The sequence below is a fragment of the Paucilactobacillus wasatchensis genome (assembly GCF_000876205.1).
Taxonomy (GTDB): Bacteria; Bacillota; Bacilli; order Lactobacillales; family Lactobacillaceae; genus Paucilactobacillus; species Paucilactobacillus wasatchensis.
The window spans coordinates 84,373-98,373 of sequence record NZ_AWTT01000001.1 but is presented as its reverse complement, the minus strand read 5'-3'; the positions used below and the strand labels follow the sequence as shown (position 1 = coordinate 98,373).

Below are 14,001 nucleotides of genomic sequence, written 5' to 3'. Positions count from 1 at the left end.
ACATCTAACTTAAGATGTCATTTTTTGTGCTCATTTTATATCCGAACGATTAAAACGTTTACATAAATAAAGTTCGTTTTTCAACCTGTACATTTTGTAAAGTAGTGTTAAAATCAAATTAAGCACTACAAATACGAACATGGAAGGCTGATAGGAGAATGGAAAACGAGAAACCAATGAACTACGAACCAGCACTGTTAGACCGCGTATTTAAATTATCGGAGAAGGGAACGACTGTCAAACGAGAAATTGTGGCAGGCATTACGACTTTTATTGCGATGTCATATATTTTGTTTGTTAATCCCACTGTGCTCGCCGCAGCTGGGATGAATAAAGGTGCCGTCTTTGTTGCAACAGCGCTTACTGCCATCGTCGGCTGTGTTGCAATGGCTTTTATTGCGAACTATCCATTAGCGGTTGCTCCCGGTCTCGGGAGTAACGCTTTTTTTAGTTATTCAGTTGTCATTGGCATGGGAATCCCATGGCAAACCGCGATTGCAGGCGTGTTTATCGCTTCGATTTTGTTTATGCTCACAACGGTATTTAAAGTTCGTGAAGCCGTGATTAATGCAATTCCAGCCTCGTTAAAATCTGCAATGGCAGCAGGAATTGGGTTATTTATTGCCTTTACCGGGTTAAAACAGGGTGGCTTGGTCATTGGCAGCAAGTCTTCGTTGGTTACTATCACTAATTGGTCGACCCCGACTGTTTGGTTAACGGTTTTTGGGTTAGTTGCCATCGGGTTGATGATGTCCAAAAAAATCCCCGGTGCTATGTTTATCGGCATGGCAGCCACCGCAATTGTCGGTGTGGTTGCCGGGTTAATTAAAATGCCGTCAAGCATTGTTTCCACAATTCCTAGTTTGGCACCAACGTTTGGTGCTTCAATTTTGAATCTCAATCATATTTTCAGTATTCAAATGTTAATTGTTGTTCTTATTTTCTTCTTGGTAGCATTCTTTGATACCACCGGAACGGTTATTGGCTTAGCTGAACAAGCCGGTTTCATTAAAGATAATCATATTCCAAAGGAAGTTGGCCGTGCGCTGTTCGCCGACTCCACTTCAATGATTGCTGGTTCCGTTTTCGGTTCCACCCCCACCGCTTGTTACGTTGAATCCTCAACGGGGATTGCTGCCGGTGGTCGAACTGGGCTAACAGCACTAACTGTGGCATTTATGTTTGGTCTGAGTTTATTCTTTTCACCATTATTGACGTTGGTAACGTCACAAGTAACGGCACCCGTTCTGATTATCGTTGGTTCGTTTATGGCCAAGTCACTCGCAAAAGTTAACTGGTCGAAGTTTGAAGAAGCATTACCATCATTTTTAATCGTCTTGAGTATGCCGCTGACTTACAACATTTCATATGGTCTGGCATTTGGCATTCTGGCATATCCGCTGACAATGTTTGCGGCTGGTCGACGTAAAGAGGTTCATCCAATCATGATCGCTGCCGCCATTATTTTCTTCTTTTTGTTGTTTGCAATGAACGCACTGCCAAGTAGCTAAGGAGCATACCATGCAAAAAAGTGAATTAAAACAGTTAATTGAACAAGCTAGTGGTCGTACTGAGGCCGACATTGTTTTCAAAAATGCACAGATTGTCGATGTTTATAATGCTCGGTTAATCAAGGGCAACTTAGCCATTGGCAATGGAAAAATTTTGGGCATCGGCGATGATTACCACGGCAAACAAGAAATTGATGTTGCTGGTAAATACATTACGCCCGGCTTAATCGATCCACATATTCATATTGAATCAGCTAGCGTATCGCCAGCAGTTTTTGGCCAGTTAGCCACACCACATGGCACGACTACAATCCTGGCCGATCCACACGAAATTGTGAACGTGGCTGGTGTCCAGATTATATGATTGATTCGGCTACCCGCACACCGCTAAAAATTGAGTACATGATGCCCTTATGCGTGCCCGCAGCTTCACCAAAATTTGAAACGTCCGGGGCAGTGATCAAAGCACCAGATATTGAAACAGTATTCCAGCAAAATAAATCTTACGGTTTGGCTGAATTTATGAACTACGTCGGTGTCGTTGGCGCAGACGATGATGTGCTTGATGAATTATTGGTGGCCATTAACGATGGTAAATTGATTGATGGGCACAGTCCATCGCTAGCTGGGCAAGCTCTGAATGCATATGCTTCAGCCGGAATTCACGATGACCATGAATGTGCCACTGTGGCTGAAATGTTAGACCGAATTTCACGTGGGATGTACGTTTACCTACGTTACGGTACTATTTCCAAGAATCTGCCGACGCTATTGCAGGGGATGACGATGCAAAACTCGCGTTTTTGTACATTGTGCGGTGATGATGTTCAAGCCGTTACGCTCAAAAACGTTGGTCACCTGGACGAAAGTATTCGGGTATGCATTGCTAATGGCGTTTCACCGATTACAGCGATTCAAATGGGTACGATTAATTCAGCTCAGTCCTGTGGCCTGAAGGACCGTGGGGGCATTGCGCCTGGTCTGAGTGCCGATTTACTGATTGTGAACGATTTAAATACTTTTACAATAGAAGAAACTTATATTAATGGGCAGTTAGTTGCACAAAATGGAGCAGTATTAGATGCACAACCAGAAACGATTCCAGCTGAATATCAAGACTTGTTGCAAACGGTCCATCTTGACCACTTTGATAGTAACGATTTGAAACTGCATTTAGCTGGGACTAAAGCTCATGTGATTGGCCTGCAGGAAACTAGTCGAACGTTAGATGTGGTTACGGATGTTAACACCGATGATAATGGCGACTTTGAATGGACACCACAGCAAGATGTGATCAAGGTGGCGGTAGTTGAACGCCATCATCACACCGGCAACGTGGGCCTGGGATTGATTTCTGACTTTAAGCTGCAACATGGGGCCATCGCCAGCACAATTGGACACGACTCGCATAATATCGTGGTGATTGGTGTTAATGATGATGAAATGGTGTTAGCTGTCAATGAACTGATTAAACAACAAGGAGGCGGCGTAGCGGTCAAGGACGGTCAGGTCATCGCTGCTGTACCACTTCAAATTGGTGGGTTGATGAGTAATATTGCCGTGACTGATTTAATCAAAATTCAATTAGACTTTAACAAAAAGGTTCATGATCAGTTAGACTTGAATGTTAACTTTAATCCGATGATGAAGATGGGCTCGATTCCGTTGGATGTGATTCCTAACTTACGACTGACTGATAAGGGATTAATGGATGTGACCCAGACAAAATTGGTTTCGATTGATGCGTAAGCTTTGGTGAAATCAATGGAAAATAAGAAATTGATGAAAAGTTGCGAAATTCATTTGACCATTTGCGGTTTGGCTGGTAACGTAATAGCAATACATTAGGGCGTGGCACACGTTCCAACCAAAAAACAAAAGGAGACCATTATCATGTCAAACTGGGAAACAAAATTTGTGAAACAAGGACTTACATTTGATGACGTTCTATTAATTCCGGCCAAGAGTGACGTCTTGCCTAACGAAGTTGATTTGAGCGTTCAATTAGCGAAGAATATCAAGCTTCAGGTACCTTTTCTCAGTGCTGGCATGGATACTGTGACAGAAAACTCAATGGCGATCGCGATGGCGCTTCAAGGCGGCATGGGAGTCATTCATAAAAACATGACAATTCAAGACCAAGCTGGCGAAGTTGCTACCGTTAAAGGTGTTGATTTGACTGGTAACTTTGACCGCGCCGCTGTAGATGACCAAAAACGGTTGTTAGTCGCTGCCGCAGTTGGTGTGACTAGCGACACATTTGACCGCGCCCAAGCATTACTTGACGCTGGTGCCGATGCAATCGTGATTGATACTGCCCACGGTCACTCAGCCGGGGTTCTCCGTAAAATTAAAGAAATTCGCGACCATTTTCTTGATGCGACCTTAATCGCGGGCAACGTGGCGACTGGCGAAGGGGCCCAGGCACTTTATGAAGCTGGTGTAGATGTCGTTAAGGTCGGCATTGGCCCTGGCTCGATTTGTACTACTCGAGTTGTTGCCGGTGTTGGTGTTCCACAAATTACCGCTATCTATGACGCTGCCGCCGTGGCTCGCAAGTATGGCAAGACCATCATCGCCGATGGTGGCATCAAGTATTCCGGTGACATCGTGAAAGCCCTAGCTGCTGGTGGCAATGCCGTCATGCTGGGCAGCATGTTCTCCGGCACTACTGAAGCGCCAGGCGAAATTTTTGAAGACAACGGCAAGAAATATAAATCATACCGTGGCATGGGCTCAATGGCCGCAATGTCACAGTCACATGGTTCATCAGACCGCTACTTCCAAGGCGGCGTCAACGAAGCTAATAAGTTAGTGCCAGAAGGAATTGAAGCCCGTGTGGAATATAAAGGCGATGTTTCTGACATTATCTTCCAGCTAGTTGGTGGATTACGTTCGGGGATGGGCTATACCGGCGCTGGAACCATTCAGGCGCTAATTGATAATGCTCAGTTCGTCCAAATTTCAAATGCTGGTCTGGTTGAATCTCACCCGCATGATGTCCAGATTACGAAGGCAGCACCTAACTATAAATAGAATGTAGAATATGAATAAAGCCTGGAAAGATAATCTTTCTAGGCTTTTTTTGTGCCCAATTCACGCTTATTTATTTTGTGTGTTTTTTTCTTATCACTTGATATGCATGAAAACGGAATCATATTAATTTAAATTCCACGAAATTGTGAAGAAAGTGTGAAAGAGGTGTAAAAAAATAAATTTTCGATAACTTTATTATTATATGAATATGGTAAATTGAACTTTGTAAACGTCATCATGTGTTTATGGTGTTACTTAGTTTGAAAAATTTGGAGGGGAAAAAATGGGAAAGAACAATAAGTTAAAGATTCGGCAAGAAAGTAGTGAAATGAAAGAACATTTCAAGATGTACAAGGCAGGCAAGCTTTGGCTTTATGCTGGAATTGCAACTTTTGCTTTAGCTGCGGGACTCAGCTTTGCCTCAACTGACGCACATGCTGCTACAGCAAACGACACAGCAGCTCCAACGACAGCTGTTACTAGTGCAGCAACTAGTACGGCAACCATTAGCAAAACTGAAGAAACACATCCAACAGTTATTGATGACAATAATGTTGGGGCACATCCAACAGATCCAGGGACAGAAACAGTTACCGCTACAGACCCAGCCTTAATTAAAGGCTCGATGTTCGGTAGTACTACTTCAGCTGCAGAAAACAGTGCTACAACAGGATTAGGTGCCCAATCTGCTGCTGATTCAAGCGTTGCAAAGGCAAATGAAGACACAAACCGTACAGCTGATGAGTATGGCCAGGTTTCTTTAGTAAGTGGTGGCGAGGTTTCAACTAATCCAGCTGCTAATGATCAACTTGATCAAACGATTGTTGCAACGACGACAACTACACAAGATAAAATCGGTGACCAAACAGTTACTAGTGATATCTATAACGATCAGGGTGCAATTAGCTCAGACGTTAACAATTCAACAGATCGAGCAACAACAATTTATACCACTGGTCAAAACACAGTCGTTACGAAGGAAATCCATTATTTATCATGGAATCAATTGCCCATGGATTGCCAGTGCTGGCATATGATGTTAACTACGGTCCTAAAGATACGATTACAGATGGCGTTGACGGCTATGTTCTGCCAGCTGGTGACGTTGCCACAATGGCAAAACGAGCAATCGAGGTATTAAGCGACCAAACTAAACTGCAACAGTTGAGCGATGGAGCATACGATCAACGCCAACATTTTGACGAAGACAACGCTTGGGCTTTGTGGCGTAAGTATGTTGTACGCTAGCTGAACAGTGCTTCAGAGTTATTAACCATCACTCGATTCATTTTGGAGGTTTCAGCCTAGATGGCAAATATTTTAAAACAAATAATTGAAAGTGATAAAAAAGAGCTGCAGCAGATCGATAAACAGGCAACCCAAGTTGAGAAATATGCTGACAAGTACGCCAAGTTTTCGGATGAAGAGTTACAAGGACAGACCCCAATTTTTAAACAGCGCCTTGCTGATGGTGAAACGCTTGACGATATACTGCCAGAAGCATTTGCTGTGTGTCGTGAAGGGGCCAAACGTGTGCTTGGGCTGTTTCCCTTTCATGTTCAAATTATGGGTGGCATCGTGTTACACGGTGGAAACATCGCCGAAATGCGAACTGGTGAAGGTAAAACGTTAACTGAAACCATGCCAGTCTACTTGAATGCCTTGAATGGCAAAGGCGTTCACGTAATTACCGTTAATGAATATTTGTCCGAACGAGATGCCACTGAGATGGGTGAATTGTATAAGTGGCTCGGTTTGACCGTTGGAGTTAACAAAAATGAAAAATCATCACCTGAGAAACGGGCTGCCTATGATGCTGATATTACATACTCAACGGAGTCTGAAATTGGGTTTGATTATTTAAGAGATAATATGGCCAGTCAACGATCTGACCAGGTACTGCAGCGCGGATTGAACTATGCGCTGATAGATGAAGTTGATTCCGTGCTAATTGACGCTGCTCGAACACCATTGATTATTTCGGGTGGTCCTGGTATTGACTCAAATGAAAAACTTTACCACGGAGCCGATAGTTTTGTTAAGACACTGGACGAAGACGTGGATTATGAACTTGATTTAGAATCCAATTCTGCCATTTTGACTGATGAAGGAATCCACAAGGGCGAAAAGTATTTCAAGTTACAAAATTTATATGATATTGAAAATGCGGCCTTAGTTCATCACATTGACCAAGCTTTGCGGGCTAACTATGTATTGCTACGCGATAAGGATTATGTGGTTAAAGATGGGGATGCGTTAATTGTTGATTCATTTACCGGCCGGGCAATGCCAGGCCGTCGATTTGGTGATGGACTGCATCAAGCCATTGAAGCCAAAGAACATGTTGATATTCAACAAGATAGTACAACGATGGCTAACATTACCTATCAGAATTTGTTTAGAATGTATAGCAAACTGGCAGGTATGACTGGTACTGCGCGAAGCGAAAGCGAAGAATTTAAGTCAATTTACAATATGGAAACAATCTCCATTCCGACTAACAAACCAGTTATTCGCGATGATAAGCCAGACATTTTATATGCCACCTTAAAGGGTAAATTTCATGCAGTTGTGGAGCAAATTAAAAAATTGTACCAAAAAGGACAACCAGTTTTAGTCGGTACAGTTGCAGTATCTTCATCCGAGCACTTGTCAGATTTATTAGATGAAGCTCAAATTCCACATGTTGTTTTGAATGCTAAAAAGCATGCGGAAGAAGCTGAAATTGTTAAACATGCTGGACAAAAGGGAATGGTAACTATTGCCACGAACATGGCTGGTCGTGGGACTGATATTAAATTGGGACAAGGAGTAGTCGAACTTGGCGGATTGGCCGTGATTGGTACAGAGCGTCACGAGTCACGACGAATTGATGATCAGTTACGTGGACGTTCTGGTCGGCAAGGAGATCCGGGCGTTTCACAGTTTTACCTTTCATTGGAAGACGATTTAATGGTTCGCTTTGGTGGCGACCGAATTCGACGATTCTTGCGTCGAATTAACTTAGCTGATGAGGACGCCGTGTTAAAGAACCGTGTTTTGACACACCAAGTTGAAAATGCCCAAAAACAAGTTGAAGGTAATAATGCAGATGCTCGTAAAAATGTGTTGTTGTACGACGATGTATTGCGTTAACAACGAGAAATCATTTATGAAGAACGGCAGCAGGTCTTGATTGAATCGGACACTTTGACACCGGTTTTTAGGCCAATTGTAGAGCGAACGATTACACGCAACGTTGATTCGCACGTTCTGGGAAAGCAGGGTGAATGGGATCTAAAGGCAATTGTGACGTTTGCGGAAGCAACAATAACGAAGCCAGGTGAAATTACAATCGAAAGCTTGCAAGGACTTCAGCCAGATGAAATGGTCGCTAAGATGATGGAATTTGTCGACAAAGAAATTGACAAAAAGAGATCGGAATTGCATGATGATGCGCAAATGTTGCAATTTGAAAAGTCAATTCTACTGCGGGTGATTGACTCACACTGGATGAATCATCTAGATGCAATGGATCAGTTCAGACAATCAGTTGGTCTGCGCGGATATGGCTCACTGGACCCACTAAACGAATATCAAACTAACGGTTTTGCAATGTTTGAAGAAATGATTGCTGGGATCGAGCACGATGCAACCAGGTTGCTAATGAAGTCGGAAATTAGACAAAATTTGAGTTAATTAATGAATGAATTTGGTGTGTTGATTATCTAATGAAAAGTTGCTAAAATAATAGATTTTTTTCAGCTACCAATGGTATAATATTATCATTGCGTAGCATCATTGCCCCGTAGTTCAGTGGTAGAATAGTTGACTGTTAATCAAAGGGTCGTAGGTTCGAATCCTACCGGGGCAGTATATATACAGAGTGATAAATAAGACGATTAAGCTATGAGCATCGCTTAGTTTACCGGAAGGGTTTGCCTTATTTATTACGTTTGAGCAATTAAAAGTGAAAAAAGCTTGGGAAGCCCCAAGCTTTTTTGTTATCCAAATATCATGTTTGGTCCTCAATCACCTCTTGCGCCTTTCTTTGCACCTGCCGCTTCCACTTAGAAACAGCCTGCTTACTAACCTGATAATGCCGTGCAATTTCAATATTAGTTTTCTGCTTCAATACCGCATCCAGCAAAAAGCGCCGCTCGTTGGTGGAACAGCTGGTGAATAGGCGAATGAAAAAGTCATCGTTTACTAACTGGTCAATTTGGTTCACCTTACTGGTCGGGTCCAAGGTAATGGCTTCCTTTATTTCAGTGGGAATTAACTCATTGTCGAGTGAGAATTCATGGTGACTGATTTGCTGACTTTGGCGGCGCAATAAATCCAATAGATGCCAATAAATTCGCTGATAGGCAAAAACCATAAATTTTTCTTCTTCAACTGTGACATTGCCTGGAAATTTTTCATAGGCGCTGATAAATATGAGACGGCCTTCTTGAACGAAATCATCATAGTAATGGTGTTGTTTGTTAACCCCCAGTCGTTTTATTACGCCAAAAATCACGCGTTCATGGTCATCAATTGCCAAAAAATCGAAGGCAATTTTTGGGTCAAAATGTTGCATTTGCTCATGCTCCTCTAATGTTATAAATTTCCAAGGCCTTGGTTGAAAACAGCATAAGGTAAGCGCTTACAGAACACGAACAATAAATTAAGGGTATTAATGACAAATTGCCATGAATGCGTAAATAAGTTTTAGATGAGCATTTTAATCAAATTATTATTTGTAATATAACCAATTTTTCGCTAATTTGTCATAGGAGGCTTATTACAAAATAAGTGTAGTATTAAAAATTTGAGGGGTTGTGTTATTTTAATGGATCAATTTGATAAGCCACTAATTGACCTAGAGAACTTAACGAGAGGAGACGCACAGCATTTTTGTGATAGTACCGAAATATCATGGGAGAAGACGCTACTATTTCGTCAAATTGAGCTAGATGGTGAAATTTATTCGTTCGTTTTAGCTACAGACTGCAGCGTGATTGTGCGGCGCTCGGCGAAGAAACTATTGGAGGAGTTCACTTCTGCTGTACCGGTGTACCAATTTAATATGTGTGCATACTCGAAGTTCCTAGGCTTGAAGGGTTCCTATCACTGCGTGTCAGGAAAGTATCAATTAATTGCCTCGCGGGGAGTTAAAAGTGCAGATGCAACGTGGATTATGGCCCATCACATTGCGAATTATAATTACTCTAAGGCTGAGCGAGTGATGTATATTACGTTTAAAAACCATCAAACGGTGACATTAGATATGTCGGAGGCATCGCTAAAAAAACGGCTTTACGAGGCAAACTTAATTGGCGCCACGCAGATTATGCATGACCGCCAATTTTCAATTCTCCATGGCTCCTATTCCGAGGTTGCCAAGCAGTGGGGTCACTTTAATTTGGATGAAAGTTCGCATTATGTTGCGGGACATGATATTGCGGCGTTCACAGTCTTTAAACTACGCCTATTATTCGAAATAATCTCTGAAAAGCTGTACGGCGTAAAGATGGACGACAGTTTCGATCAAGTAATGGAACGAATATTAACGCAGCCGTTTCAAGGATATAATTAAATGCTGCCCAGTTTATTCTTTAAAAATTAATTGCTATTATGTATTTTTTGAGTGTCAATTTGATGCTCAAATTTATCAGTAAATTGTTGACATCTATGTCGACATATACCATAATTAATGGTGAAGTAAGCTCAATATTCACCAACACCCAGACTCCGTTTAAGTCTGGGTGTTTTTTTCGGTAAATAACCATTATTGAAATTTAGCGGGTGAGGCTAACTAATACAGCAAACATTATTAATGTCTGTTGCGATGTATAAGCCAATCTAGAACAGTACTAAAGGCTGCAGCCGAGCAGTAGCTGAATTAAAAATTGAAGCAAGCTCAATTAATTCACCTCCCAATACTTAATGTGGGGTGAACAATGACTGTTCAATGGTACCACCTCCTGGACAGAATCGGATTGTAGCAATTTCACCACCCTTTCAAATTTTTCTACTGTCCTACTGACTAAGTATGTTTTAATCCATTGTTTTTCCTTGGTGAATTGCGATATTTTATTCTATATCAGCAAGCGGGAAACTGGTTGACTTTTATGTAGGTTTATTTCATAATTAATGGTGAAGTAAGCTCAATATTCACCAACACCCAGACTTTGTGAGAGTCTGGGTGTTTTTTCGGTAAATAACCATTATTGAAATTTAGCGGGTGAGGCTAACGAATACAGCAAACATTTATTAATGTCTGTTGCGGTGGTTAAACCAATCTAAAACAGCGCTGAAGGTCGCGATCAAGCAGCCGAGCAGTAGCTGAATTAAAAATTGAAGCAAGCTCAATTAATTCACCTCCCAATACTTAATGTGGGGTGAACAATGACTGTTCAATAGTACCACCTCCTGGACAGGCTCAATTTTCAGTAGTTTCACGACCGTTCCGAAGATATTTACTGTCCTGCTAACTAGGTACGCAATAAACCGTTATTTCTATGTAACAAAAAAGCCCTGACAAATTAGGTTTAAATCCAATTAGTGAGGGCAGTTATATTAAAGCAAACCGAGTGTGCTAGCCGTTTTCTTTCTTTAATTCATGCTTGTCTTTAATGGTAATCATCTGTTCTTTCAAACTAGCGAAGCGTTTTTTGAGTAAAAATAGTGAACCAATAATGCCGGCAATACTAAAGCCGATTTGAATAATTTGTTTAAGTTTCATGGAGTTCTCCTTCCAAAATCAGAGTGTAAATTGAGTCGGGTAAGCTTCGTAGGATAAGTGCGACGACACTGTGAGCGCGGTCTCGGCGGTCATGGTGCCGTCACATTTATCCCTAGAAGCTTGACTCAATTTGCACGTTTCAGCAATCAGAGTGTAAATTGAGTCGGTTAAGTCTCGTATGCTAAGGGTTCTTCACCGTGAGCGCGGTCTTAGCGGTCATGGTGAAGAGCACTTAGCACTAGAGACTTGACTCAATTTGCACGTTTCAAAATCAGAGTGTAAATAAAACCGGTTAGACTTCGTAGACTAAGCTCGCTTCACTGTGAGCGCGGTCTCAGCGGTCATAGTGAAGTGAGTTTAGTCCTAGAAGTCTGGTTTGATTTGCACGTTTCAAAAATCAGAGTGTAAATAAAACCGGTTAGGCATCGTAGACTAAGATAGTTCAACATTATGCGCGGCTTAAAGCGGATGAGGTTGAACTGGCTTAGTCCTAGAGGCCTGGTTTAATTTACACGTTTCAGCAATCCAAATACCAAAACACCAAACCAAACCCAATCCTCCCAAGCCATTTTCATATACACGTACCAATTTTCAGCGCATAATCACACCACCGGTACAACCTGCAAATACCCCACAATTGCGGCATTAAATGCGGGCAAGTCATCCGGATTGCGACTCGTAATCAGCGGACCATCATCGACTACAGCCTGATCCTTAACTTCGGCTCCGGCGTACTGCAAGTCGGGTTGCACCGTTTTATAGGCGGTCATCGTCTTACCATGTGCTAGGCCGCCAGTGATGAATAATTGGGGGCCGTGACAAATGGCAAATACTGGTTTTTGTTTATCAAAAAAAGTACTGGTAAAGTCAACAAACCGTGAATCAGCGCGTAGATGGTCGGGCGAATAACCACCGGGAATAAATAAAGCCTGATATTCAGATGGCCGGGTGTCGTCAATCCCGCGGTCTAATTTAAATGTCGTGCCTTTTTTTCCGTAAATTAATTCACCAGCTTGTGTACCAATTAAAATTGGTTCGTAGCCCGCATCGACCAACGCCTGTCGCGGTGAGGTTAATTCGATATCTTCAACCCCGTTAGTGACTAAAACGGCAATTTGTTTCGTTGTCATTAGAAAACTCCTCTCGTCGTGATCTGGTTAGTGCCTATTTTCACCATAACAAGAAAGCGCTACCGAAGTAAACCAAAACACTCAAAATTCTTATTTTTTGAATAATACATTAATTATTGTTTATACTGAAAATATGAGGTAGCTAGAATTTAAAGTGAGGTGTACGCGATGATTCGTGACTTAGTAGCGCAACTAACCAGTGAGCAGATTCTAAAACAACACGTCCAGCTTGGCGTCGAGGTGGAAAAACACCGAGTCGATGAGCAGGGCACGATTTGTGCGACTCCGTTTCCTAATTTAGACCAATGCAACGGTGCAGCCAGCATTAAGCGGGAATTTGTAGTGTCGCAGACCGAGTTTGTTTCACCTAAAATGAATAATCCCAGTGATTTATGTAAGTTTATGACGAAAACAATCGAAGAATTTAAGCAAACCATGTCTGCTAATGAAATATTATGGCCATTTAGTATGCCGCCAAATCTGCCACAGGACCGCGAACGGATTCCGTTGTCATTGGAGCCAGCTGAAAGCTACGAATACAGACTGGAAAGTCGTGCCCTCCATGAAATCGGGAAATCGATGAATACGGGTGTCCACGTTAATTTAAGTTTGACGCAGCCGGCAATGGACAAAATGATCCAGCAACAGCCCGATTTGCGGTCTGAGGATGACATTTACGTAAAGCTAGCGCAGCATTTTGTGTTGAATCGTTGGTTGCTGACGTACTTGTTCGGCGCAAGTCCGGTGGTGGAAGAAAATTACTTCACGGACGAGCGGGAAATGGTGCGCCCAATCCGTAGCTTGCGCAGCAGTCGCTTTGGCTTTGGCAATGACGTAATGGGCGACTACGCGTCAGTCAAAGCCTATGCGCAAACCATTGATAACGCGGTAGCCCAGGGGAAGCTAATCGCGCCGCGGGAATTTTATGATTCAGTGCGGTTAAAAAGTGGCGCCAGCAAGATACCAGCAGATCTGCTGGCTAATGGCGTAACGCATATTGAGTTGCGCACGTTTGACACTAATCCATTTACAGTTAGTGGCGTGTCAGAAGAACAGTTGCGATTGGTGCAATTATTGGCACTTTATTTTCTCGAGCAGCCACCATTGCCAACATGGAAGTTGCCATGGTTGACTAAGCAGGCCAGGAAAATGAACCGCCAGGTGGCATTAGAGCATCCGCTGGCGCTGACACAGTATTATCATGACGGTATTAAGTTATTCCAGGGCGTATCGCAGTTTGTTACAACGCATCAATTGGGGCAAAAATATCAGACTTTGGTGCAAGATTACTTAAACCAAATGACCAACCCAGAACAAACATTGGCAGGCAAATTAGTGCAGCTGATTGAGGGAAAGTCGCTATTGAAATTTGGATTAAACAGAGTGTGAGCGACCGCGCATAGAAGCTGGAGTATAACGATAAATTGAGCAGTACGGTTAAGAACCGTACTGCTCAATTTATTGTTATACGGAAGCTTCTGCGGACGCGAACACGTTTCGGCAATAAAAAGAAGCGGGTGGTAAAAAACCGTACTGCTCAATTTGTTGTTATACGGAAGCTTCTGCGGACGCGAACACGTTTCGACAATAAAAGAAGCGGGTGGTAAAGAACCGT

The 14,001-nt window shown here is 42.5% G+C and carries 10 protein-coding genes, 1 tRNA gene and 2 pseudogenes; 10 read left to right on the top strand and 3 right to left on the bottom strand.

Going from position 1 to position 14,001, the window contains the following annotated elements; genetic code table 11:
• Positions 1-158 precede the first annotated feature (158 nt).
• The 8 genes and pseudogenes from WDC_RS00455 to WDC_RS00430 all read left to right on the top strand — a co-directional run bounded on the left by WDC_RS00455 (position 159) and on the right by WDC_RS00430 (position 8,400).
• The gene (locus tag WDC_RS00455; RefSeq protein WP_044009835.1) at positions 159-1,511 is read left to right on the top strand and encodes an NCS2 family permease; all 1,353 of its coding nucleotides are present in this window, start codon (positions 159-161) and stop codon (positions 1,509-1,511) included.
• Positions 1,512-1,521: 10 nt separating this feature from the next.
• Positions 1,522-1,875, top strand: coding sequence for an amidohydrolase family protein (locus WDC_RS09965; protein WP_263640383.1), 354 nt, complete (start codon positions 1,522-1,524; stop codon positions 1,873-1,875).
• A complete protein-coding gene (locus WDC_RS09960; RefSeq protein WP_263640382.1) occupies positions 1,872-3,260 on the top strand; it encodes an adenine deaminase C-terminal domain-containing protein in 1,389 nt (462 codons plus the stop codon). Before WDC_RS09965 ends, WDC_RS09960 begins: the two co-directional genes overlap by 4 nt.
• 144 nt (positions 3,261-3,404) lie before the next feature.
• Entirely contained in the window at positions 3,405-4,547 is a 1,143-nt protein-coding gene (guaB, locus tag WDC_RS00445; protein WP_044009834.1) for an IMP dehydrogenase, read from the top strand.
• Positions 4,548-4,830: 283 nt separating this feature from the next.
• A pseudogene (locus tag WDC_RS09775) lies at positions 4,831-4,983 on the top strand (KxYKxGKxW signal peptide domain-containing protein); the annotation flags it as partial.
• Positions 4,984-5,543: 560 nt separating this feature from the next.
• Positions 5,544-5,795, top strand: coding sequence for a glycosyltransferase (locus WDC_RS09770; RefSeq protein WP_082040874.1), 252 nt, complete (start codon positions 5,544-5,546; stop codon positions 5,793-5,795).
• A gap of 60 nt (positions 5,796-5,855) precedes the next feature.
• Positions 5,856-8,225, top strand: a pseudogene (gene secA, locus WDC_RS00435) (preprotein translocase subunit SecA).
• 103 nt (positions 8,226-8,328) lie between these two features.
• Positions 8,329-8,400, top strand: a tRNA-Asn gene (locus WDC_RS00430).
• A 141-nt stretch (positions 8,401-8,541) separates the two neighbouring features.
• Here the strand turns inward: WDC_RS00430 and WDC_RS00425 are convergent.
• The gene (locus WDC_RS00425; protein ID WP_044009832.1) at positions 8,542-9,108 is read right to left on the bottom strand and encodes a sigma-70 family RNA polymerase sigma factor; all 567 of its coding nucleotides are present in this window, start codon (positions 9,106-9,108) and stop codon (positions 8,542-8,544) included.
• A 252-nt stretch (positions 9,109-9,360) separates the two neighbouring features.
• On the opposite strand from WDC_RS00425, the gene WDC_RS00420 reads away from it, so the two are divergent.
• Complete coding sequence (locus WDC_RS00420) at positions 9,361-10,107, top strand: competence protein ComK (protein WP_156126971.1); 747 nt, start codon at positions 9,361-9,363, stop codon at positions 10,105-10,107.
• A 1,002-nt stretch (positions 10,108-11,109) separates the two neighbouring features.
• Here the strand turns inward: WDC_RS00420 and WDC_RS09615 are convergent.
• A complete protein-coding gene (locus WDC_RS09615) occupies positions 11,110-11,256 on the bottom strand; it encodes a hypothetical protein (RefSeq protein WP_156126970.1) in 147 nt (48 codons plus the stop codon).
• Positions 11,257-11,858: 602 nt separating this feature from the next.
• Positions 11,859-12,386, bottom strand: a complete 528-nt coding sequence (locus WDC_RS00415) for a type 1 glutamine amidotransferase domain-containing protein (protein WP_044009830.1) — start codon at positions 12,384-12,386, stop codon at positions 11,859-11,861.
• 168 nt (positions 12,387-12,554) lie between these two features.
• On the opposite strand from WDC_RS00415, the gene WDC_RS00410 reads away from it, so the two are divergent.
• The gene (locus WDC_RS00410) at positions 12,555-13,775 is read left to right on the top strand and encodes a hypothetical protein (protein ID WP_044009829.1); all 1,221 of its coding nucleotides are present in this window, start codon (positions 12,555-12,557) and stop codon (positions 13,773-13,775) included.
• The last annotated feature ends 226 nt before the right edge of the window (positions 13,776-14,001 follow it).